At 72.8% G+C, this 20,495-nt stretch carries 19 protein-coding genes; 10 read left to right on the forward strand and 9 right to left on the reverse strand.

What is annotated here, in order from left to right; genetic code table 11:
• Nucleotides 1-34: 34 nt before the first annotated feature.
• Entirely contained in the window at nt 35-1,141 is a 1,107-nt protein-coding gene (locus tag ACFQS7_RS10775) for an NAD(P)/FAD-dependent oxidoreductase (RefSeq protein ID WP_380067044.1), read from the reverse strand.
• Between the two features lie 32 nt (nt 1,142-1,173).
• Nucleotides 1,174-1,980 carry an enoyl-CoA hydratase/isomerase family protein gene (locus ACFQS7_RS10780; RefSeq protein ID WP_380067045.1) on the reverse strand — a complete coding sequence of 269 codons (807 nt, stop codon included), beginning with the start codon at nt 1,978-1,980 and terminating at the stop codon, nt 1,174-1,176.
• A 152-nt stretch (nt 1,981-2,132) separates the two neighbouring features.
• Between ACFQS7_RS10780 and ACFQS7_RS10785 the strand changes: the two genes are divergently transcribed.
• Nucleotides 2,133-3,092, forward strand: coding sequence for a hydroxymethylglutaryl-CoA lyase (locus tag ACFQS7_RS10785; protein WP_380067046.1), 960 nt, complete (start codon nt 2,133-2,135; stop codon nt 3,090-3,092).
• Complete coding sequence (locus ACFQS7_RS10790) at nt 3,089-4,324, forward strand: CaiB/BaiF CoA transferase family protein (RefSeq protein WP_380067047.1); 1,236 nt, start codon at nt 3,089-3,091, stop codon at nt 4,322-4,324. The genes ACFQS7_RS10785 and ACFQS7_RS10790 overlap by 4 nt, the downstream gene beginning before the upstream one ends.
• A 67-nt stretch (nt 4,325-4,391) precedes the next feature.
• Here ACFQS7_RS10790 and ACFQS7_RS10795 read toward each other — a convergent pair whose 3' ends face one another.
• From ACFQS7_RS10795 to ACFQS7_RS10810, 4 genes are all read right to left on the reverse strand, one after another.
• A complete protein-coding gene (locus ACFQS7_RS10795; protein ID WP_380067048.1) occupies nt 4,392-4,916 on the reverse strand; it encodes a hypothetical protein in 525 nt (174 codons plus the stop codon).
• Nucleotides 4,917-5,045: 129 nt separating this feature from the next.
• The gene (locus tag ACFQS7_RS10800; protein WP_380067049.1) at nt 5,046-6,227 is read right to left on the reverse strand and encodes an MFS transporter; all 1,182 of its coding nucleotides are present in this window, start codon (nt 6,225-6,227) and stop codon (nt 5,046-5,048) included.
• Nucleotides 6,228-6,231: 4 nt separating this feature from the next.
• Nucleotides 6,232-6,993 (reverse strand): SDR family NAD(P)-dependent oxidoreductase, encoded by a 762-nt coding sequence (locus ACFQS7_RS10805; protein ID WP_380067050.1) that lies wholly within the window; start codon nt 6,991-6,993, stop codon nt 6,232-6,234.
• Nucleotides 6,994-7,097: 104 nt separating this feature from the next.
• Complete coding sequence (locus ACFQS7_RS10810; protein ID WP_380067051.1) at nt 7,098-8,315, reverse strand: hypothetical protein; 1,218 nt, start codon at nt 8,313-8,315, stop codon at nt 7,098-7,100.
• Nucleotides 8,316-8,507: 192 nt separating this feature from the next.
• Here ACFQS7_RS10810 and ACFQS7_RS10815 point away from each other — a divergent pair, with 192 nt between their 5' ends.
• The 4 genes from ACFQS7_RS10815 (at nt 8,508) to ACFQS7_RS10830 (ending at nt 13,635) form a co-directional block, all read left to right on the forward strand.
• Complete coding sequence (locus ACFQS7_RS10815; RefSeq protein WP_380067052.1) at nt 8,508-9,989, forward strand: glycosyltransferase; 1,482 nt, start codon at nt 8,508-8,510, stop codon at nt 9,987-9,989.
• Nucleotides 9,986-10,945, forward strand: a complete 960-nt coding sequence (locus ACFQS7_RS10820) for a hypothetical protein (RefSeq protein ID WP_380067053.1) — start codon at nt 9,986-9,988, stop codon at nt 10,943-10,945. The genes ACFQS7_RS10815 and ACFQS7_RS10820 overlap by 4 nt, the downstream gene beginning before the upstream one ends.
• Nucleotides 10,942-12,066 carry a glycosyltransferase gene (locus tag ACFQS7_RS10825; protein ID WP_380067054.1) on the forward strand — a complete coding sequence of 375 codons (1,125 nt, stop codon included), beginning with the start codon at nt 10,942-10,944 and terminating at the stop codon, nt 12,064-12,066. The genes ACFQS7_RS10820 and ACFQS7_RS10825 overlap by 4 nt, the downstream gene beginning before the upstream one ends.
• Before the next feature lie 132 nt (nt 12,067-12,198).
• On the forward strand, nt 12,199-13,635 hold the full coding sequence (locus tag ACFQS7_RS10830) for an NAD-dependent succinate-semialdehyde dehydrogenase (RefSeq protein ID WP_380067055.1): 1,437 nt from the start codon (nt 12,199-12,201) through the stop codon (nt 13,633-13,635).
• A 45-nt stretch (nt 13,636-13,680) separates the two neighbouring features.
• On the opposite strand, the gene ACFQS7_RS10835 is transcribed toward ACFQS7_RS10830, so the two are convergent.
• Complete coding sequence (locus tag ACFQS7_RS10835) at nt 13,681-14,418, reverse strand: molybdate ABC transporter substrate-binding protein (RefSeq protein WP_380067056.1); 738 nt, start codon at nt 14,416-14,418, stop codon at nt 13,681-13,683.
• Nucleotides 14,415-15,191 (reverse strand): SDR family NAD(P)-dependent oxidoreductase, encoded by a 777-nt coding sequence (locus tag ACFQS7_RS10840; protein WP_380067057.1) that lies wholly within the window; start codon nt 15,189-15,191, stop codon nt 14,415-14,417. The genes ACFQS7_RS10835 and ACFQS7_RS10840 overlap by 4 nt, the downstream gene beginning before the upstream one ends.
• Nucleotides 15,192-15,274: 83 nt before the next feature.
• Here ACFQS7_RS10840 and ACFQS7_RS10845 point away from each other — a divergent pair, with 83 nt between their 5' ends.
• The 3 genes from ACFQS7_RS10845 to ACFQS7_RS10855 all read left to right on the forward strand — a co-directional run bounded on the left by ACFQS7_RS10845 (nt 15,275) and on the right by ACFQS7_RS10855 (nt 17,940).
• On the forward strand, nt 15,275-16,012 hold the full coding sequence (locus ACFQS7_RS10845; protein ID WP_380067058.1) for a histidine phosphatase family protein: 738 nt from the start codon (nt 15,275-15,277) through the stop codon (nt 16,010-16,012).
• A gap of 61 nt (nt 16,013-16,073) precedes the next feature.
• Nucleotides 16,074-17,042 carry a Bug family tripartite tricarboxylate transporter substrate binding protein gene (locus ACFQS7_RS10850; RefSeq protein ID WP_380067059.1) on the forward strand — a complete coding sequence of 323 codons (969 nt, stop codon included), beginning with the start codon at nt 16,074-16,076 and terminating at the stop codon, nt 17,040-17,042.
• Between the two features lie 67 nt (nt 17,043-17,109).
• The gene (locus ACFQS7_RS10855; RefSeq protein WP_380067060.1) at nt 17,110-17,940 is read left to right on the forward strand and encodes a TauD/TfdA dioxygenase family protein; all 831 of its coding nucleotides are present in this window, start codon (nt 17,110-17,112) and stop codon (nt 17,938-17,940) included.
• A 17-nt stretch (nt 17,941-17,957) separates the two neighbouring features.
• Here ACFQS7_RS10855 and ACFQS7_RS10860 read toward each other — a convergent pair whose 3' ends face one another.
• Nucleotides 17,958-19,175: an ABC transporter substrate-binding protein gene (locus tag ACFQS7_RS10860; RefSeq protein ID WP_380067061.1), complete on the reverse strand. Its 1,218-nt coding sequence runs from the start codon at nt 19,173-19,175 to the stop codon at nt 17,958-17,960.
• 197 nt (nt 19,176-19,372) lie between these two features.
• Between ACFQS7_RS10860 and ACFQS7_RS10865 the strand changes: the two genes are divergently transcribed.
• Nucleotides 19,373-20,476, forward strand: coding sequence for a mandelate racemase/muconate lactonizing enzyme family protein (locus ACFQS7_RS10865; RefSeq protein ID WP_380067062.1), 1,104 nt, complete (start codon nt 19,373-19,375; stop codon nt 20,474-20,476).
• The last annotated feature ends 19 nt before the right edge of the window (nt 20,477-20,495 follow it).

Here is a 20,495-nt window from a genome sequence, read left to right on the forward strand (position 1 = left end):
TACTAATATTTACGCAATCGCCTCCTGAAGATCGCTACTCGGCGGCGACCACCTCCCGCACCAGTTCGCCCAAAGCGAGCGAGGCGGTGAGGCCCGGGCTTTCGATTCCGAACAGATGCACCAGGCCGGGCACGCCGTGGACTGCCGGACCCATGATGGTGAAATCCTGTCCCGGTGCGCCGGGCGGGACGATCTTCGGCCTGATGCCGCTGTAGCCCGGCGCCAGGACGCCGTCCTTCAGCGCCGGCCAATAGCGGCGGATGGCGGCATAGAAGCTGTCGCCGCGGTGCGGATCGACCTCGTAGTCGATCTCCTGGACCCATTCGACATCGGGTCCGAACCGCGCTTGGCCGCCGAGGTCGATGGTCAGATGGGTGCCCAGCCCGCCCGGAACAGGGACCGGGTAGATGAGGCGGGAGAAGGGATTCCGCCCGGTCAGGGTGAAGTAGTTGCCCTTGGCATAGTAGGCGGTGGGCACCAGCTGGCTCGGCATCCCCTGCAGGCCGCGCGCCAGCTTCGGCGCGTGCAGCCCGGCGGCGTTCACCAGGGTGCGGCAGCGCAACGCCATCGGATCGTCGCCGCCGACCTGGATGACCACCCCCTCCGCCGTCGCCTGGCCGCCGATGACCGGGGCGTGGAAGACGAAGACCGCACCGGCATTCGCCGCATCGCCCTGCAGCGACAGCATGTAGGCATGGCTGTCGATGATGCCGGTGGACGGCGAGAGCAGCGCCGCTGTGCAATGCAGCTCCGGCTCCAGCGCCAGCGCCTCCGCCCGGGTCAGCAGCGTCAGGTCGGGCACGCCATTGGCGGCGGCGCGGGCCTGGATGGCGCCGAGCCGGTCCGCCTCGGCCTCATCCGTGGCGACGATCAGCTTGCCGCAGTTCGCATGCGGGAGGCCGCGCTCGCGGCAGTAGTCATAGAGCCGGTGCTTGCCCTCGACGCAGGCGCGCGCCATCAGGCTGCCGGCGGGGTAGTAGATGCCGGCATGGATGACCTCCGAGTTGCGGGAGGAGGTCTCGGTGCCGATGCCCTCCGCGGCGTCGAGCACCAGCACTTCGCGGCCGTCCAGTGCCAGGGCGCGCGCCACAGCGAGCCCCACCACCCCGGCGCCAACCACGACGCAGTCGAATTCGTCCATCGTTTCCTCGCCCCGGCGCCGCCCGCGACCCGTCAGCGGCCCGTGAAGACCGGCTTCCGCTTCTCCCGGAAGGCGGCCAGGCCCTCGCGGATATCCGCGCTGTCCTTCGCCACCTTCATCCGCGCCTCGAGCGCAGGCACGTCCAGCGCCTGGTGGCCGATCTCGTTGATCGCCCGCTTGGCGCCCTGCACCGCCAGCGGCGCGAGTTCGCCGAGCCGGCCGGCGATCGCGTCGATCCGCGCATCGAGCTCCCCCGGGGCGACGAGGTCGGTCAGGTAGCCGATCCGCAGCAGCTCCTCGGCGCTCTGCTCCTCGGCCAGCATGAAGAGCCGCTTGGCGTTGTTGAAGCCGAGCCGGGAGACGTAGCGCCGCAATCCGCTCTCGTAATAATGCACGCCGATCCGGGCGGCCGGCATGAACATGACCGTCGCCGGGGTGACGCCGACGCGGAAGTCGCAGGCCAGGGCGAGGTCGGTGCTGCCGCCATAGACCCCGCCATGCAGCCGGGCGATGGTCGGGATCATCAGCATCTCGAGCCGGTTGATCATGTCCTCGAAGGTGGCGCCGGGGGTGTCCTTGATCCCGCCCGCGGCCGCCTGCTGCGCCATGCCGTGCAGGTGCGCGCCGGCCGAGAAGGACTTGCCGGTGGAGGCGACGACCAGGACGCGGATGTCGGGATTGGCCTCGACCTCGGCGAGCAGCGCGAGGATCTGCACGATGTCCTCGGGCTGGACCCGGTTCATCACCTCGGGGCGGTGCAGCTGCAGCGTGGCGCGGCTGCCGGCGATGGCGAGCGTCGGCAGGCGGCCCTCGTCCCGGGTCTTCACGGCGGCGCTCATCGCTTGGTCTCCTCCTGGCTTCCCCGCCTTGTGCCGGGCGGGGCGCCGGGCGGCAAGGTGGCGCGCGCCGAATCCACGGCCGTCGCCCCCTCTGGCGCCGGCCCACGCGCCGCGCCACTCTCGCCGCCAAACCCCGCCAGCGGAGGGCGCCCGTGTCCGATCTCCCGAGCCATGTCGACATCCATGAGGAAGGCCCGCGCGAGGGCTTCCAGATCGAGCCCGGGCCGATCCCGACCGCCGACAAGATCGCCCTGGTCGAGGCGCTGGCGGCGACCGGCCTGCGGCACATCCAGGTCTGCTCCTTCGTGAACACCCGCCTGGTCCCCGGCTGGGCGGATGCCGAGGCCGTGGCGGGCGGCTTCACCCCGCGGCAGGGCGTCCACTACACGGCGCTCTGGTTCAACGAGAGCGGACTCAAGCGGGCACTGGCCTTCGCCGACCGGCTGACCCTCACCGGGTCGATCTCGCTGGCCGCGTCCGACGCCTTCTCCCGCAAGAACCTCAACCGCGGCCAGGCCGAGAACCTGGAGGCGATGCGGCAGCAGACCGCGGCGCATCTGGCCGCCGGCCTGCCGGTGACGCGGCTCGGCGTCATGGCCGCCTTCGGCTGCAACTACCAGGGCGACATCTCCCCGGCGCAGGTGGTGCAGGCGGTGGCGGACGGGCTGGCGGTCGCGGCCGAGGCCGGCGTCGGCATCACCGACATCTCGCTCGCCGATACCATGGGCTGGGCGACGCCGATCCGGATCGAGCGCGGGGTCGGCGCGGTGCGCGAACGCTGGCCGGGAATGCGGATCGGCCTGCACCTGCACGACACGCGCGGGCTGGCGGTGGCCAATGCCCATGCCGGGCTGCGGCTGGGCGTGACGAAGTTCGACAGCACCGTCGGCGGCCTGGGCGGCTGCCCCTTCGCCGGGCAGAAGGGGGCGGCGGGCAACATCGCGACGGAGGAACTGGCCCTGCTGTGCGAGGAGATGGGGATCGAGACCGGCATCGACCTCGACGCGCTGATCGAGGTGGGGCGGATGGCGGAGCGCATCGTCGGCCACCCGTTGCCGTCGGAACTGCTGCGCGCCGGCAGCCTCGACGCCTTCCGCCGGCAGGCGGCATGAGCGCCGCGCAGCCGCCCGCCGGGCCGCAGCCGCTGCGCGGCCTCAAAGTGCTGGAGTTCAGCCACACCATCATGGGACCCTGCGCCGGGCTGATCCTGGCCGATCTCGGCGCCGAGGTGGTGAAGGTCGAGCCCGCCCCGAGCGGCGACCATACCCGCCGGCTGCCCGGCTTCGCCGCCGGCTTCTTCGCCACCTTCAACCGCAACAAGCGCAGCCTGGCGCTCGACCTCAAATCCGCCGCGGGCCAGGCCGCGGCGCATCGGCTGGTGGCGCAGGCCGACATCGTGCTGGAGAATTACGGTCCCGGCACCATGGAACGGCTCGGCTGCGGCTGGGAGCAACTGCACGCGGTCAATCCGCGGCTGGTCTACCTGGCGCTGAAGGGCTTCCTGGCGGGACCCTACGAGCATCGCCCGGCGCTCGACGAGGTGGTGCAGTTCCAGGCGGGCCTGGCCTACATGACCGGGCCGCCCGGCCGGCCCCTGCGCGCCGGCGCCTCGATCATCGACATCCTCGGCGCCGTCTTCGGCGTCACCGCCACGCTGGCGGCGCTGCGGGAGCGTGACACGACCGGGCAGGGCCAGCGCGTGTGCTCGTCGCTGTTCGAGAGCGCGGTCTTCCTGATGGGCAGCCACATGGCCGGCGCCGCCGCGACCGGCGAGGCGCCGCCGCCGATGCCGGCGCGGCGCGGCGCCTGGGGCATCTACGACGTCTTCCAGGCGGCCGATGGCGAGCTCTTCATCGGCGTCACCAGCGACCAGCAATGGGCCCGCTTCACCAGCGCCTTCCGCCTGCCGCAACTGGCGGACGATCCGCGCCTGGCGACCAATGCGCAGCGCGCCAGGGAACGGTCCTGGCTGCTGCCGGCGATGCAGGAGGCAATCGGCACGCGGCCCCAGGCGGAGGTCGAAGCACTCTGCGAGGGCGCCGGCATCTCCTGGGCCCCGGTCGGCAAGCCGGCCGACCTGTTCGACGACCCGCATCTGCTGGCCGGCGGCGGCTTGCTGCAGACCGCCATCTCGGCGCTCGGTGGCGGCGCCCGGGTCGGGCTGCCGACCTTGCCGCTGGAATTCGGCGAGGATCGCGCCCGCATCACCCTGCGCCGCCAACCGCCGCGCATGGGGGAGCACAATGCCGAAGTGCTGGCCGAGGCGGGCTTCGGCGGGGCGGAGATCACCGCGCTCTCGGCCGCCGGGGTCGTCGTGGCGATGGAACCGCCGGCGGACGCCTGACCTGCCGGTGGCCCGAGCCGGCCCGAGTCGCCCAGGTCCGAACCGAGGCGTCCGATCGGCTGGGCGATCAGGCGGTCTCGGCTACGTCCTGATCATAGGCCATCCGGCCGCCGAGGGATTGGACCAGCCGCAGCAACAGGCGCTCGGCCTCAGCCGATGGCGGTGCCAGGGCGATGGCCCCTGCCTGGGTCCCCAGCACCTGAGAGACCAGCACCGTGCCGAGGTCGCGGCCCAGATAGTCAGGGTCCTCTGTCACGCCGATCTCCGGCCCGCAAAGCCCAGGCACGCCGCATGCCACGGCGATGATCGCATTCCCGGCGATCGCCGCGAAGGCGATCATGCGGGTGAAGTCGAGCCCGGCGCAGAGCGCGGCGATCCCGGCCTCGTCGAGACCGCTGCGCCCCCGAGGCCGCCGCTGCGCCTCTGCCAGCCGCCCGAAATGCAAGGTCAGCGCAGCACGGTCGGCATCGCCCAGCCGGCGCACCCGCAGCCAGGGCACCGGCGACTGGCGGGCGATGACATAGAGCCGGGGCGGTGGGCCACGACGCCGGCGCTGGGGTCGTTCGGCATCGTGGCAGCCAGGGTTGGCCATGCGTGTCTCCCATCGTTGGATGCCCCGGCTTCGCGGCGACACCCCGTGGGTATATCCTCGCATTATCACAAAATAGTGAATGTGCGCTGGCGCACAGTTTGGCTTTGCAATCCGGGCTGGTGGAGAGGCTCACGACGGAAGCCTTGCGTTCCGCCAGGCGATCACAGCGCCGCTGGCGGGCAGCAGGGCCAACAGGGCGAAGGCCAGGGCGTAGGATCCTGCCGCGCCGACGGCAGCACCGAGCAGGGACGGGCCCACCACCACCCCAGCGAAGGCGACCGCCAACACGCCGCCTGTGGCCTCTCCGGCGCGGCCGGGCGCGGCCAGTCGGGCCGCTTCGGCCATCAGCACCCCGTTCCATCCTGCGGCGCTGCCGCCGAGCAGGCCAAAGAGGCCGATCACCGCCGCCGATGGCCAGGCCAAGGCAAGCGGCAGCGCCAGGCCGCAGGCGACGGTAATGCCGCCGATCGCGGCGAGGGTCAGCATGCCGCTGCCCCAGGCATCGGCGGCCAGGCCCCAGACCAGTCGCGCCGCAGCGCCGACCGCCTGGGTCACCGCCGCGACGATGCCGGCCGCGACCGGGCTCCAGCCGAACTCCTCCACCAGCATCGTCACCGTGAAGGCGCCGAGCGCCAGTTGGAAGCCTGAATAGAGCGCCGAGATGGCGGCGAGCCCGGCCATGCCAGGCTGGTCGCGCAGCGCCCGCCAGCCGCCGCCGAGGCCGGTGCGCAATGGCGCCGCCGGATCGCGTTCGCCCGCCCAGGGGCGGTGGAGGACGCCGAAGCCCAGCGCCGCCGCCAGCAGCAGCATGGCGACAGCCAGCACCGCGCCGCGCCAGCCCAACCCGGCGGCGAGCGTGGGCAGCAGCAGCCCGGCCAGCGCGCCGCCGATCGGCACGCCGGTCTGCTTCACCGCGAAGACCATGTTGCGCCTTCGGGCGGGGGCCAGGCGGGCGAGCACCTCGGTCGCCGCCGGATTGGTCAGGCCATAGCCGAAGCCGATCAGGAAGGACCCCAGCACCGCCCCGGGCAGCCCTGCCGCCAGCACCGCGAGGCAGCCGCTTCCCGCCGCCGCCAGCGCCAATTGGGTGCAGCGGGCCGAGCCGAAGCGGCGCAGCGCGCCGGCCGAGAGCATCGAGGTGGCGCTGGCCGCGAGGTAGACGCAGGCGATCTGCCAGCCGACCCAGTGCGGCGCGGCGCCGAGGTCGCGCGCCGCCAAAGGCGCCAGCACCGGCAGCATGAAGACGGTCAGGGTCGCCAGCGCCTGCGCTGCCGTGGTCGCCGCCAGCGCCGCGCCCAGCCCGCCGAGCAAGGGACTACCGGGGCGGCAGCCGCAGCGCCCCGTCCAGCCGGATCACCTCCCCGTTCAGCATCGGATTGGCGGCGATCGCCAGCACGAGTCTGGCGAAATCCTCTGCCTCGCCTAGCCGCTTCGGGAAGAGCGGCAGCTTCAGCAGCGCGTCGCGTGCCGGGTCGGGCAGGCCGGCCAGCATCGGCGTCTCCATCAGCCCGGGCGCGATGGTCATGACCCGGATGCCGGCCTGCGCCAATTCGCGCGCGGCGGGCAAGGCCAGGCCGACCACGCCGGCCTTGCTGGCGGCATAGGCGCATTGGCCAAACTGCCCCTCGAAGGCGGCGATGGACGCGGTGTTCACGATCAGCCCGCGCTCGCCGTCCGGTCCTGTCGGCGGCTCCGCCTGCATCCGCTCGGCGGCCAGGCGCAGCACGTTGAAGGTGCCGATCAGGTTGACCCGGATCACGGTCTCGAACAGTGTCAGGTCGTGCGGCCCGTCGCGGCCGACGATGCGGGCGGGCGGTGCGATGCCGGCGCAGGAAATTGCCAGGCGGATCGGCCCGAGCTTCGCCGCAGCATCCAGCGCCGCCGCGACCGCGGCCGGGTCGGCCACGTCGCCGGTCGCGGCCACGCCGCCGATCCGGCCGGCGACGGCCGCGGCCGCCTCGGCCCGCATGTCGAGAACGACGACCCTGGCCCCGGCCGCCGCCAAGGCCTCCGCCGTCGCGGCGCCGAGACCGGACCCGCCGCCGGTGACGAGGGCCGATATGCCGGTGAGGTCCATGCCGCTTCCCCTGCCTGGTTCGGGCGGGGAAACTCCGCCCAAAGCCCGGCCGGGTCAACGCGCCCGGCCAAGGCGCAGGCGGTCAGGCGCGGGGGCGATCCCGGCTAGTCGGCATACTCGAAGACAACGCGGGACACGGCGAAGGACAGATGCCGCTGGTCGCCGGTGTTGCCGCCCTCGGCCGGGCTGCCGCCGGTCAGGCTGGCGATCCGCAGCACCTGCAGCGGCTGCGGCTCGCCGGAGGGATGGGTCAGGCGCACCTTGAAGGCTCCGTTGCCTTGCGCACTCATCGCTACCGTGGCGGCTGCATCGTCGAACTCGGCCGAGACCGCAGGCGAATCGGCGCGATAGAGATGGCAGATCTCCAGCGTCACGCTGGCCACCGGCCGGTCGGGCGCCGGGTTGAGCAGCAGGCCGCGCTGGCCCATCCAGCGGAAGTCGCCGCTCGGATAGTGCTCCGCCCGATGCCAGCCGGTGCCGAACAGCGCCGCCTCCGGCGGCACCGAGAGCCGCCGGACCGTCAGGTCCGGCAGCGGATCGCCGGCCTGCACGGGCCCGGCGGTTGCCAGCAGCGCGCGCAGCGCATCCGGCTCGCGACCCGGGACCGCGGCCAGCCGATCGAGCAGCAAGGTCGCCGCGGCGGCGATGAAGGCGTCGATCCGCTCCTGCTGCAGCGCCGCCTGGCGCTGCAGGCTGGCCTGGAGGTTCATCTGCGCGGCAGCGGCATCCTGCTCCGCCTGGCGGACCCGGCTTTCCAGGGCGGCGAGCCGCCGCTCCGCGTCGTCGACGCCCTGGCGGCTCCAGGCGAAGCTGCCGACTGGTGCTTCCTGGCCCACCAGCATGACCACCACCGACAAGCCGGATTCGGTCAGGTCGGTCGGATGGATCGGCACCGCGAACCGGAAGGCGCAGCCACCCTCCGGCAGGGCGATCGGCGGCTCGACGGTGACCATGCGTGCGCCGGTCCCATTGATCCGCGCGTAGAGCACCGGATCAAGCAGCCCGTTCCGCGCTTCGCGGCCGGTGCCGCGCAGGACGCCGTGGTCGAGCCGCAAGTCCTCGGCACGCGTGTCCGGCGGGCCGAGCAGCGACAGCGCCGCGGCAGCGGAGTCGATCCGCCAGGGCGCCACCAGATCATCCGCGTCCGGCCCGGTGGCGAGGCGCAGTTCGGCCGGCAGCGGCACGCGCGGCAGCCTGTCGATCGGGATCTCCAGTGGGCTGCCTTCCCGCACCGGGCCGTCGAGGGTGAGTTGCCCGATCTCGATGCCGCGGCAGTACAGACGCAGCGGCAACTGGCTGCTGTAGCTTCGGATCGTCCGCAAGCTCAGGCCGTCACGGTCCAAGCCGATGGCAAGAAACGGGTAATAGCCTGCCTCGATGCCATCCATGCCGGCGCGCTACCATGGCCTCGGCGCCGCTACAAGTGATCAGTTTTCTGGACAGAATGCGGACCGCGGACTAACCGCCCGAGCGACGACGCTGACCGATGACGTTCGCAGGACACCTCCTCGTCCATGACGCCCACGCGCGATTGCCTGACCGTCTGGACGCCCTTGCCGCCGGAGCGGAACGGGATCGCCGACTATGCCTTCAGCCTGCTCGGCGGGCTGGCGGCGCATTACGAGTGCCGCGTCGCCTGCGACGACTGGTTCGGGCAGGCGCCCGAAGCGATGCCGGTGATCGATCCGGCGCTTGTCCACCGCGGCGCCGGACCACGCGTGCTGCACCAGATCGGCAACAACCCCGGCCATGGCTTCGTGTTGCGCGGCATGCGCGGCATGCCTGGGGTGACCACGCTGCACGATCCCGGGTTGCTCTACCTGCATGAGACGGCGGGCGAGGACGCGGCGACGATCCGTGCCGGAATGGCCGCCGCGCTGCCCGGCCTCGCCGCGGTCTATGGCCGGCAGCACCGCGAGCACGGCATCCAGACCCGCGCAAACCATCTGCTGTTCGACCTCGCGGGCGAGGTGCTGGCGCGATCGCGTGCCGTCGTCGTGCATTCCGAATTCGCGCGGAACCGCCTGCGGCTGGTGCATGGGCCGGCGGCGACCGCACATGTCGCCGTCATCCCGCATTTCCTGCCGCCGGATCCACTGCCCTCCGGCGCCGGCTCGGGACGTGCCGCGGCCCGCGCCCGGCTGGGCCTGCCGGCCGAAGGGTTCCTCGTCGTGACCGCGGGCTTCGCCACCGAGGCGAAGCGTTTCGACTGGCTGATCGAGGCGCTCGACGTCGCGCTCGGCCGTGGCGCCGCGCTGCACTGGATCCATGCCGGCGCCGAGCGGGCGGAGGAGTATGCGCTGAGCGCCGCCATCGCCGAGCGGCCGGCCGTCGCGGCGCGGACCGAGGTCACCGGCTATCTCGACGCGACGGCGCTCGACGACCACATCGCGGCGGCGGACGTGCTCGTGAACCTGCGCTTCCCGTCGGGCGGCGAAAGCTCGGGATCGCTCGCGCGCGCATTTGCCTGCGGCACCTGCTGCATCGTCTCCGACACCGCCGCCTATGCCGAACTGCCGCGCGATGCCGTCTTGCAGGTCCCGCTTGCGGGTGCGGTCGGAACACTGGCGGCGGTGCTGTGCGCGCTGGCGGCGGAGCCGGCACGGGCCGCCGCGATCGGCGAACTCGGCCGCCGCTTCGCCCGGGCGGAGATGGCCTTGCCCGCGGTCGCCGCGCGCTACCGCGACGTCATCGATAATTCGTTGGACCGCCCGGTCGAGCGGACCGCGGCGGCCGGCCCATCACCGACCCTGGTGCTCGACGCCGGGCCGGGATTGCAGGCATGGCATCTCGAAGCCGCTTTGGCCGGGCGGCGCGGCGCCTGCCGCCTGCTGCTCGCGGTGGCCGATCTGGCGATGCTCGCCGACCTCACCATCGACCGGCCAGGGCTGCTGGCCGAGCTCCTGCCGATCACCGCGAGGCTGCGCGCCGTGCGGGTCGAGGTCGCGCCGCGGCCGGGCCTCCTGCTCGACCTCGATCTCGGCGGCGCGGCATGAGTGGCGCGCCGATCCTCGCCACCCTGCTGCGGGAGGCCCTGCCCGGGGTGCCTGTGCTCGACCTCGGCCTTCCGGCGGGACGAATCTTTCCCTGGTGGCCCGGCGCGCGCTGCGGCGTCGCCGATCCCGCCGCCCTGGCGCCGGCCGAAATGGCGCTGCTGCGCCGCTTCCGTCAGGGCCCGGCGGGCCTGCCCGTGTTCGGCCTCGACCGGGCGGCGGATGCGGCCCTGCTTGCCGGCGCGCCGGGGGCGCTGGGCGGCGCTGCTGCGCCGCTGCTGGTGCTGCAAGGCGGCATCCCCGACCATCTGGCGCCGCTGCTCGCAGCCGGGGCGATGCTGCTGCAGGGTGGCCAGACGGACACCATGCCCACGCCGCCCGGACCGGAGCGCGGGCGCATCATGCTGCTCTGCGGCAGCGTCAGCCGGATCGAACGCTGGGACCTGCTGCTCCCGATCGACGAGATCGAGTTGGTCTTCACCCGGCTGCACGTCGCCGCGCAGCGGTTGGCCGTCGTCCTGGGCGGTGCCGGCCGCTGGCAGGTGGGCGGACGGATGGCGATGGCGCGGCTCGCCAGCCTCGGGATGCTGGCGACCGGCGCGGAGCAGGTGCCGCCATTGTCGGTGCCGGGCGGGGCCTTGCCACATGACCTCCCGGACCTGGCCGAGGCCGACGCCTTGCGGTTCGGTGCGTCCCGCCGGCTGAGGCTGCTGCTCGGCGCGCTGCCGGCACGGCCGGCCTGGCTGCGGCTGCGGCTGCACGGGCTCGACCCGGAGCGGCCGCCGGCGCTGTTCCTGGACGGCCGGATGCTGCCGGCGCAACTGCGGCAGGAGGGCGCTTCGCAGGTGCTGGAGGCACCGGTGCGGCTGCGGCCCGACCTGGCGGCGGTGGCCGGCCTCGCGCTGCCGGAGGGCGCCGCGCCGGGCCTCGTGCTGCTCGGGCTGGAGATCGGCACATGACGCGGGCACCCCGGCTGCTGATCGTCTCGCCGGCGCCCTCGCATCCGGCCGACCAGGGCAATTCGGCCCGCATCCGGGCCCTGGGCGCGGCGCTCATGGCGCGCGGCGTGGTCTGCGACTTCCTCTACTACGCCACCGAGGGTTGCAGTGCGGCGCAGCGAGAGGCCATGGCCGGGTTCTGGCATGCGCTGCACATCCTGCCGCCGGTGCCGACCGGGACGATGGGCTTTCCCGGCCTCTGGGCGCTCGACGACTGGTGCGATGCCTCGCTCGTCGCGCATGTCGCGGCGCTGCAGCGGACCTGGCGCTACGATGCGGTGCTGGTGAACTATGTCTGGATGTCGCGCGTGCTGGAGGGGGTGCCGGAGGCCTGGGGCATCATCGACACCCATGACCTGTTCGGCGAACGGCACCTGGTGGCGCGGGCGGCCGGCATCGATCCCTCCTGGTTCTTCACCACCGCCGCGGAGGAGGGGCGGGGCCTCGGCCGCGCCAAGCTGGTGCTGGCGATCCAGGACGAGGAAGCCGAGAGGTTGCGGCAGCGTGGCTCGGCCGAGGTGGTGACGGTCGGCCATCTGCCGCCGCTGCGATTCCTGGAGGCCGCGCCGTCGGACCGGGTGAGGGCACCCTTCGGCTATTTCGGCAGCGCCAATCCCTGGAACGTGGCCTCGGTCCGCGCGCTCGACGCCGCGCTGGCGAGGCAGCGAGAGCTGCCCTGGCTGCTGGCCGGGCGCATCCTCGATCGGCGCGACCTGTCGCTCGCCAGCACGCCGCTGCTGCTGCCGCAGGTGCCCGACCCCGCCGACTTCTACGGGGCCGTGGCCTGCGTGCTGAACCCGATGGTCCCGGGCACCGGGTTGAAGATCAAGACGGTGGAGGCGCTGGCCCATGGCATGCCGGTGCTCGGCACGAAGCATGCGTTCTCCGGCCTGCCGGCCGAGCACCCCGGCCATCGCGCGGCGGATGTGCCGGAGATGGTGGCGCTGATGCAGGTCTGGCGCGACAGCGAGGCGTTCCGGGTCGAGCTCGCCCGGGCATCCCGGCTGATGGCGCTGCGCTATGCGGCCAGCCTGGCGACGCAGCAGGATGCGCTGGCGGCGCGGCTGCACGGCCTGGTCTGAAGCCCTTCCGGGCCTCGCCGTTCCCTTGGTTGGAGTACGACGACCCGGCCATTGCCGGCGGCGCCCGGCGCGGTCAAAGTGCGCCCCCCAAATCGCCCCGGCCGCCAGGCCGGGGATGGAGGAGACCCCCAAATGGCCTATCCGAACGTCCAGCTCTACATCAACGGCGCATGGCGCAACGCGCGTTCCGGTCGCTCCTCGCCCGTGCTCAACCCGGCGACGGAAGAGGTGATCGGCACCTTCGCGCATGCCGGCAAGGACGATCTGGACGAGGCGCTGGAGGCGGCGGACAAGGGCTTCGCGCTCTGGAAGAAGGTTTCCGCCTTCGACCGGTCGAAGCTGATGCGCAAGGCGGCCGACCTGCTGCGCGCCCGCGCCGGCGACATCGCCGTGCTGATGACCCAGGAGCAGGGCAAGCCGGTGAGCGAGGCGAAGATGGAGGTGCTGGCCGGCGCCGACGTCATCGACTGGTTCGCCGAGGAAGCCCGCCGCGCCTATGGCCGCGTCATCCCGGCCCGCGCCGAGGGCATCTACCAGCTGGTGATCAAGGAGCCGGTCGGCCCGGTCGCCGCCTTCACCCCCTGGAACTTCCCGATCAACCAGGTGGTCCGCAAGCTCTCGGCGGCGATCGCCACCGGCTGCTCGATCATCGTCAAGGCGCCGGAGGACACCCCCGCCTCGCCGGCCGAGTTGATCCGCTGCTTCGCCGATGCCGGGCTGCCGGCGGGCGTGATGAACCTGGTCTACGGCGACCCGGCCGAGATCAGCGAATACCTCATCCCGCACCCGGTGATCCGGAAGGTGACCTTCACCGGCTCCACCCCGGTGGGCAAGCAGCTGGCGGCGCTGGCCGGCAAGCACATGAAGCGCGTCACCATGGAACTCGGCGGCCATGCGCCGGCGATCGTCTTCGACGACGCCGACCTCGACCTGGCGGCGAAGACCCTGGCGGCGGCGAAGTTCCGCAATGCCGGCCAGGTCTGCGTCTCCCCCACGCGCTTCCTGGTGCAGGAGGCGATGTACGAGCCCTTCGTCGACAAGTTCGTCGCCGCGGCCAAGGCCATCAAGGTCGGCAACGGCATGGACGAGGGGACCCAGATGGGCCCGCTGGTGCATGACCGCCGCATCCCCTGGGTGGACGGGCTGATGGCCGATGCGCGCCAGCACGGCGGCGAGGTCCGCACCGGCGGCGAGCGGATCGGCAACAAGGGTTATTTCTACCAGCCGACCGTGGTCACCGGCCTGACCAAGGACGCCCGCATGATGAACGAGGAGCCCTTCGCCCCCGTCGCCATGATCGCCTCCTTCAAGGATTTCGACGAGGTGGTGGCCGAGGCGAACCGGCTGCCCTACGGCCTGGCCAGCTACGCCTTCACCCGCAGCGCCAAGACCGCGAATGCGTTGGCGGCCAAGGTCGAGAGCGGAATGATGACGATCAACCATCTCGGCCTGGCGCTGCCGGAAGTGCCCTTTGGCGGCATCAAGGACAGCGGCTACGGCTCCGAAGGCGGGTCGGAGGCGATCGAGGCCTATCTCAACACGAAGTTCGTGTCGCAGGCGGGTCTCTGATCCCATGGGCGCGGGGGGGCTCGCCCCCCGCGCCGCGCCTGACTATCAACCCTCGATGCCGGCGGCGTCGAGGGCGCGGCGGGCCTCGGGCCCCGTCAGCCAGGGCAGCAGGTCGGTGCCGTCCCGCCCGCGCAAGGCCGCGGCGCCGTAGGCGGTGGTGTTCTGCAGCCCAGCCGGCAGCGGGCCGAGATAGCGCAGCCCCGGCACCAGCCGGATCTCGGTGATGGCGCCGAAGCCGATCTCCCGGCCCGTGCCGTGCAGCAGGTGTGCCATCACAGCGGCGCCCGTCGGGTATCGCCGCGCCTTGGGCGTGACCACGGCGGTCAGCCCCAGCCGCTCGAACAGCCGGTCCATGTAGAGGCCGGTGGAGGCGCGGTTGAAGACGAGCGAATCGGCCTGCTCGACGGCGGCGCGCAGCGTGTCCGCATCGTGGATCGCCGGCTCCGGCGCGCCCGGCCGCACCGCGATGCCGACGCCGACCCTGCCGAGCGGCACGGCGGGGCCGGCCAGGCGCCCGCCGAGTTCCTCCAGCAGGGCCAGCGGCGCCACCAGAATGTCGGGCGTCTCGCCGGCCAGGATGCGCTCCCGCAGCTGCGGTGCGGTGGCATAGGCGATGCGTACCGGCGGGCCGCCGGCGGCACGGAAGCCGGCGACCGCGGTGGCCAGGCCGGGTTCCACCGCCCCGGCGCTGAGCAGTTTGATCTCCGCCGCATGCGCCGGACGCGCGGCCAGCAGCGGCGCGCAGGCGAGCAGGGCGCGCCGCTTCGTCCGGTCGATCCTCATGGCGGCGGGGCGATCCAATTGTGCAGCGCCAGGCCGCCATCCACCACCAGCGTCGTGCCAGTGACATAGGCCGAGAAGCGGTCGGCCAGCAGCCCGACCGCGGCGCGGGCGACGTCCTCCGGCCCGCCCAGCCGGCCGAGTGCGATCTTCGCCGCGAGGTCCGGGTTGGCCTGGAAGCCGCCGCCGGCGATCGCCCCCGGGGCGACGGCATTCACCCGGATGCCATGCGGGCCGAGGATGCGGGCGAATTCCTTCATCACCATGGTCAGCCCGGCCTTGCTGGCGCTGTAGTGCGGCAGGTTGCGCGGGCTCTCGGCATGCAGCGAGGTGACGAAGACGATCCGCCCGGGCGGGCCCGCCGCGACGGTGTCCCGCATGTGCCGTCCCGCCAGTTGCCCGAGCCGGAAGCCGGCGTCGAGGTTGACGCCCACCATCGCCCGCCAGGCCTCGGCCGAGACCTCCAGCGCGGTCTCGCTCTCCCGCCGGCGCGGGCTGGCGCAATGCACCAGGATGCTGATGCGGCCAAGCGCCGCCTGCGCCGTGGCGAACAGCGCCTCGGCCCCGCCCGGCGCGCCGAGGTCGGCGGTGACGAAGCGGGCGTCATGGCCGGCCTGGCGCAGCGCGGCGGCGGTCGCCTCGCCCTGTTCGGCATTGACGTCGGCCAGCACCAAGCGCGCCCCCTCCGCCGCCAGCGCCTGGGCTGTGGCGCGGCCGATGCCGTTGGCGGCGCCGGTGACCAGCGCGGCGTCGCCCGCGAGCAATGCATCCGTCATGGCGGTTCCCCCTCGTGCCTTGCTGCCTCATTGGCCCGAAGCCCGGGCTGCGGCAAGCTGGCCGCGTGCCCATCCCACGCCGCATGCTGCCCACCCTGCTGCTGCCCGGCCTTGCCGCGGGCCAGGAGCGGCCGCGCCCGATGCCGGCGGAGGCGCCCGAGGGCCAGGCGCTCGTGGCGCGGCTGCGCGAGGGCGGGCTGGTGCTGTTCTTCCGCCATGCCGATACCCGCGGCGAGCCCTGCGACCGCAGCTACCGGATCGGCGACCGCGCCGGGCAGCGCAACCTGGCGCCAGAGGGCCGCGCCCAGGCGGTTCGGCTCGGCGCCCGGCTGGCCGCGCTCGGCATCCCCATTGCCGGACCGGTCCTGGCCGGCCCGGTCTTCCGCGCCCGCGACACCGCCGAGCTGGCCTTCGGCACGGCGCGGGTCGCGGTCACCGACAGCCTGCTGGCGGACGACTATGCCGGCGCCCGGCTCGACTGGGTGATTGCCGAGCATCGCCGGCTTCTGGCCGCGCCGGTGCCGCCGGGCGGCAACCGGGTGCTGGTCGGGCACCGTACCCCGGCGATCATGGTGTTCGGCGATGCGGTCGCCGGGCGCGCCTTCCCGGAGGGGGCGGCGCTGGTGGTCGCGCCTCGCGGCGCGCCAGCGGATGTCGCGCCGCAAGGCGCGCCAGCGAATGTCATGCCGCAAGGCACGCCAGTAGATGTCATGCCGCAAGGCGCGGCATCCGCACGCATGCGACGCGGGGAGGGGGGCACCCTGCTCGGCATCCTGCTGCTCGCGCCCTTGCCGGAAGGCGGGTTCCACGCATGCCAGTAACGCCGCACGGTTGCACCGCCCCGGGCCCACGGCTCTACTCCGCCGCGGGGGGACCAAGTCCATGGCAAAGGGATTCGGGCGGCGGGCCGCACTCGCACTGGGGCTGGCGCCCTTCGCCGCAGGCGCGCAGGGCTTTCCCGATCGGCCCATCAAGCTGATCGTGCCCTTCCCGCCGGGCGGGCCGGTGGACGCCGCGGCGCGGATCGCGGCCCAGGCCCTGGCGCCGCTGCTCGGCCAGCAGGTGGTGATCGACAACCGCTCGGGCGCCGGCGGGTCGGTCGGCATCGACGCGGTGGCCAAGGCGGCGCCGGACGGCCTGACCTTGGCCCTGGGCTCGACCGGCGCGGTCGCGGTGAATGTCAGCCTGATCCCCAACCTCTCCTACGACCCGCGGCGCGACCTGGCGCCGGTCGGCATGGTCTCCGGCGTGCCGTCGCTGCTGGTGGTGCGGCCCGGCCTGCCGGTGCGGGACATGGCCGGGCTGCTGGCCCTGCTGCGGCAGAAGCCGGGCGGGCTGACCTTCGCCAGCACCGGCCCCGGCGGCACGCCGCATCTGGCGGCCGAGTTGCTCAAGCTGCGGGCCGGGCTCGACATCGTCCATGTCGCCTATCGCGGCGCGGCGCCGGCCATCACCGCGCTGCTGGGCAACGAGGTGGACATGGCGTTCCTCGACCTCTCGGTGCTGCTGCCGCATGTGCGGGACGGCGCGCTGCGGCCGATGGCGCTGGCCGCCGCCGCCCGCGCCCCGGCGCTGCCCGAGGTGCCGACCCTGGCGGAGGCCGGCATCGCCGGGGTCGAGGTGGAGAACTGGTATGCGGTGATCGCGCCGGCCCGCCTGCCGGCCGATCGCCTGGCGGTGCTGTCGGCCGCGCTGCGCACCGCGCTGGCGCAGCCGGAGACCGCGGCGCGCTTCACCGGCCAGGGCGCCCGGGTCATCGGCGGCACGCCGGCCGAGGCCGGCGCCTTCATCGCCGCCGAGATCGACCGCTGGGCCGAGGTGGTCCGCCGCGCCGGGATCAAGCCCGACTGACGCCATGGCTTGCGGCGGGGCCTCCGCCGCCGGCACCCTGCCCGCCCAGGACAGGGAGGCAAGGGCCATGCGCAGCGACTCCATCCGTGTCGTGCCCCTCGGCAGCGCGATCGGCGCGACGATCGACGGCATCGACCTCGCCGCGCCGCTCGGCGCCGAGGCGGTGGCGCTGATCCGGGAGACGCTGTTCGACCGCGGCGTGGTCTTCTTCCACGACCAGTCGTTGACGCCGGAGCAGCACATCGCCTTCGCCGGGCAATTCGCGCCGATCAACATCAACCGCTTCTTCCGCGCCGCCGAGGGCTATCCCGCCATCGCCGAGGTGCGGAAGGAGCCTGACCAGGCCAAGAACATCGGCGGCGGCTGGCATACCGACCACAGCTACGACCAGGTGCCGGCGCTGGGCTCGGTCCTGCTGGCGCGCGAGCTGCCGCCGCGCGGCGGGGATACGCTCTTCGCCTCGATGTATGCCGCCTACGACGCGCTGTCGGACGGGCTGAAGGCGACGCTCGAGGGCCTGCGCGCGGTCCATTCCAGCCGGCATGTCTTCGGCCCCAAGGCGCGGGGCGAGGCGCATGCCGATGGCCGCTACCGCAACGCCGACCAAGCGGTGCAGGATGCCGTCCACCCGGTGGTGATCCGCCACCCCGGCAGCGGCCGCAAGGCGCTGTATGTCAACCCCGGCTTCACCCTGCGCTTCGAGGGCTGGACCGAGGAGGAGAGCCGCGGGCTGCTCGATTTCCTCTACCGCCATGCGCAGCGGCCGGAATTCCAGTGGCGCGAAGGCTCCGTCGCCTTCTGGGACAACCGCGCCACCTGGCATTACGCGGCGAACGACTACCAGGGCGAGCGGCGGCTGATGCACCGCATCACCCTGGGGGGCGTGCCGCTGGCCTGAGCGGCACGCGAGAGGGTTCAGGCCTTGACCAGCGGGCAGCCGCCCTGGTCCATCGGCCGGAAGGCATCGGCGCCGCTGATCGTCTCGCCGACCTGCAGCAGGTCCCATTCGCCTTTCGAGTCCTGCGGCGCCTTGACGCGCATCAGGCAGACGTCGCGCTCGACGCGGCCGTCGGGCCGCAGCACGCCGTCCTTGGTCATGAAGTCGTTGATCGGCGTCTCCCGCATCTTCGCCATGACCGGTGCCGTCGCATCCGTTCCGGCCGCCTGCACGGCCTTCAGATAATGCGTGATCGCGCCGTAGGAGCCGGCCTGGAAGGAGGTCGGCGGCCGGCCATGCGCCTTGGCGAAGCGGGCGCCGAAGGCGCGGGTCGCCTCGGTCTGGTCCCAGTAGTAGCTCTCGGCATAGACCATGCCCTGGCCGGTCTCGAGCCCGATGGAGCGAATGTTGGTGAGCGAGCAGTTCAGCGCCGCCGGCACGATGCCGCGCTTGATCAGGCCGAATTCGCCCATCTGCTTGGCGATGTTGATCATGTCGGCGCCACCGGCGCAGATGCCGACCGCCTGCGCGCCGGAGGCCGCGGCGCGGATCAGGTAGGAGGAATAGTCGCTCTCGCCGAGCGGCGCGCGGACGCTGCCCGTCACCTCGCCGCCGAGCCCCTTCAGGATGGCGGTCGCATTGGCTTCCAGCGAATGGCCGAAGGCATAGTCGGAGACGACGAAGAACCACTTGGTCTTGCCGCCGCGCACCAGCGCGGTGACCGGCCCCTTGGCCGCCGAGTAGTTGTCGTAGACCCAATGCGCGGTCCAGGGGCCGCAATCCTTGCCCGTCAGGTCGGTGGTGCCGGCCGACATCGGGATGACGATCCTCTGCTTCTCCTTCGACAGGGTCTGCACCGCCAGCGCCACCGCCGAATTGCCGAGGCCGCTGATGATGTCGACCTTCTCCTGGTCGAACCAGCGGCGGGCGATGCCCATGCCGATATCGGCGCGGTTCAGCAGGTCGCCGGGGACGATCTCGATCGGCGCGCCGAGGATGCGGTTGCCGAAATCCTCGGCGGCCAGGCGGGCGGCGACCACCTCGCCCATGCCCTGCTGGTCGGCGAAGACGCCGGTCATGTCGTTCAGCACGCCGATCTTCACCACGCCGTCGGAGATCGCGCCCTGGGCGCGGCCCGGCAGGATGTGGAAGAGCGGCAGCGCGGCGGCGGCGCCGAGCAGGTGTCTGCGGTGCATGGACGGTTCTCCCCTTCGGGCCGGTCGGTGCCGGCCCGTTGCGGGAAGGGTAGGCGAATCGTGTTCGGAACGGCAACCGGCCGCGGCTCTCCCGCACGCACCCCGGCGGGGCGGATCACTTCGCCTCAATCATGCGGCACGGGCTTCCGCGACGCGTGCCGGGCTGCGAGTATCGGGCCGGGGGTAGGAATCCGTCCATGCGTATCACCGCGGTCACCGGCCATGTCCTGAGCAGCGCCTTCACCTATGGCAACCCGGCGGGCCCGCATGGCGGGAACCGCGGCGGCAACCTGCATCTCCGCAACATGGACACCCTGCTGGTGCGGGTGGAGACGGATGCCGGGATCACCGGCTGGGGCGAGGGCTTCGGCTTCAACCTAGTGCGCACCACGCAGCAGGCGCTGCGCGAGCTGATCGCGCCGGTCTGCATCGGTGAGGAACTCGGCGACACGCCCGCCTTGATGCGCAAACTGGAGCGGCGCTTCCACAATTTCGGCCGCAACGGCGCCGTCACCTTCGCGCTGTCGGGGATCGACATCGCGCTCTGGGACATCGCCGCCAAGGCGGCGGGCAAGCCGCTGCATGCGCTGCTGGGCGGCGCCAGGCGGGACCGCGTGCCGGCCTATGCCAGCCTGCTGCGCTACGGCGACCCGGCGCTGGTGGCGCGCAACACCGCGGATGCCGTCGCCCGCGGCTATCGCCGTATCAAGCTGCACGAGGTCGACCTCGACTGCATCCGCGCGGCGCGCGAGGCGGCGCCGCCGGAGGTGCCGCTGATGCTCGACATCAACTGCGCCTGGGACACGGTGGAGCAGGGCATCGCCTTCTGCCATGCCGTTGCCGGCATGAATGTCCGCTGGGTGGAGGAGCCGATCTGGCCGCCCGAGGATTTCGCCGGGATCGCCGCGGTGCGCCGGGAGGCGGGCCTCGGCATCGCCGCCGGCGAATGCCTGGGCAGCCCGGAGAGCCTCGGCGCCATGCTGGCCGCCGGTGCGGTCGACGTGGTGCAGCCGAGCATCACCAAGATGGGCGGCGTCACCGGCATGCTGGCGGTTCGCGACCTCGCCGCACGGCATGGCGCCGCGCTGGTGCCGCATTGCCCCTATTACGGGCCGGGCCTGCTGGCCAGCCTGCATGTCCTGGCCGCCGCCGCGGTGGAGGAGCCGCTGGAATACTACTTCGCCGACCTCGAGGCGCCGCCCTATCCGGGCCTGATCCCGCACGGGGGCTTCATCGCGGTGCCGCAGGCGCCGGGGCTGGGGCTGGAGATCGGCCCGGCGCTGCTCGCCACGGCGGTGTAGGGCGGCCGGCGGGCTGCTA

This window comes from Dankookia sp. GCM10030260, assembly GCF_042666655.1.
In the GTDB taxonomy this organism is placed as follows: domain Bacteria; phylum Pseudomonadota; class Alphaproteobacteria; order Acetobacterales; family Acetobacteraceae; genus Paracraurococcus.

Coding starts and splice junctions, on each gene's coding strand:
- ACFQS7_RS10775 (WP_380067044.1), bottom strand. CDS start 1,141: ATGGACGAATTCGACTGCGTCGTGGTTGGCGCCGGGGTGGTGGGGCTC.
- ACFQS7_RS10780 (WP_380067045.1), bottom strand. CDS start 1,980: ATGAGCGCCGCCGTGAAGACCCGGGACGAGGGCCGCCTGCCGACGCTC.
- ACFQS7_RS10790 (WP_380067047.1), top strand. CDS start 3,089: ATGAGCGCCGCGCAGCCGCCCGCCGGGCCGCAGCCGCTGCGCGGCCTC.
- ACFQS7_RS10795 (WP_380067048.1), bottom strand. CDS start 4,916: ATGGCCAACCCTGGCTGCCACGATGCCGAACGACCCCAGCGCCGGCGT.
- ACFQS7_RS10805 (WP_380067050.1), bottom strand. CDS start 6,993: ATGGACCTCACCGGCATATCGGCCCTCGTCACCGGCGGCGGGTCCGGT.
- ACFQS7_RS10815 (WP_380067052.1), top strand. CDS start 8,508: ATGACGCCCACGCGCGATTGCCTGACCGTCTGGACGCCCTTGCCGCCG.
- ACFQS7_RS10820 (WP_380067053.1), top strand. CDS start 9,986: ATGAGTGGCGCGCCGATCCTCGCCACCCTGCTGCGGGAGGCCCTGCCC.
- ACFQS7_RS10825 (WP_380067054.1), top strand. CDS start 10,942: ATGACGCGGGCACCCCGGCTGCTGATCGTCTCGCCGGCGCCCTCGCAT.
- ACFQS7_RS10830 (WP_380067055.1), top strand. CDS start 12,199: ATGGCCTATCCGAACGTCCAGCTCTACATCAACGGCGCATGGCGCAAC.
- ACFQS7_RS10835 (WP_380067056.1), bottom strand. CDS start 14,418: ATGAGGATCGACCGGACGAAGCGGCGCGCCCTGCTCGCCTGCGCGCCG.
- ACFQS7_RS10840 (WP_380067057.1), bottom strand. CDS start 15,191: ATGACGGATGCATTGCTCGCGGGCGACGCCGCGCTGGTCACCGGCGCC.
- ACFQS7_RS10845 (WP_380067058.1), top strand. CDS start 15,275: ATGCTGCCCACCCTGCTGCTGCCCGGCCTTGCCGCGGGCCAGGAGCGG.
- ACFQS7_RS10850 (WP_380067059.1), top strand. CDS start 16,074: ATGGCAAAGGGATTCGGGCGGCGGGCCGCACTCGCACTGGGGCTGGCG.
- ACFQS7_RS10855 (WP_380067060.1), top strand. CDS start 17,110: ATGCGCAGCGACTCCATCCGTGTCGTGCCCCTCGGCAGCGCGATCGGC.
- ACFQS7_RS10860 (WP_380067061.1), bottom strand. CDS start 19,175: ATGCACCGCAGACACCTGCTCGGCGCCGCCGCCGCGCTGCCGCTCTTC.
- ACFQS7_RS10865 (WP_380067062.1), top strand. CDS start 19,373: ATGCGTATCACCGCGGTCACCGGCCATGTCCTGAGCAGCGCCTTCACC.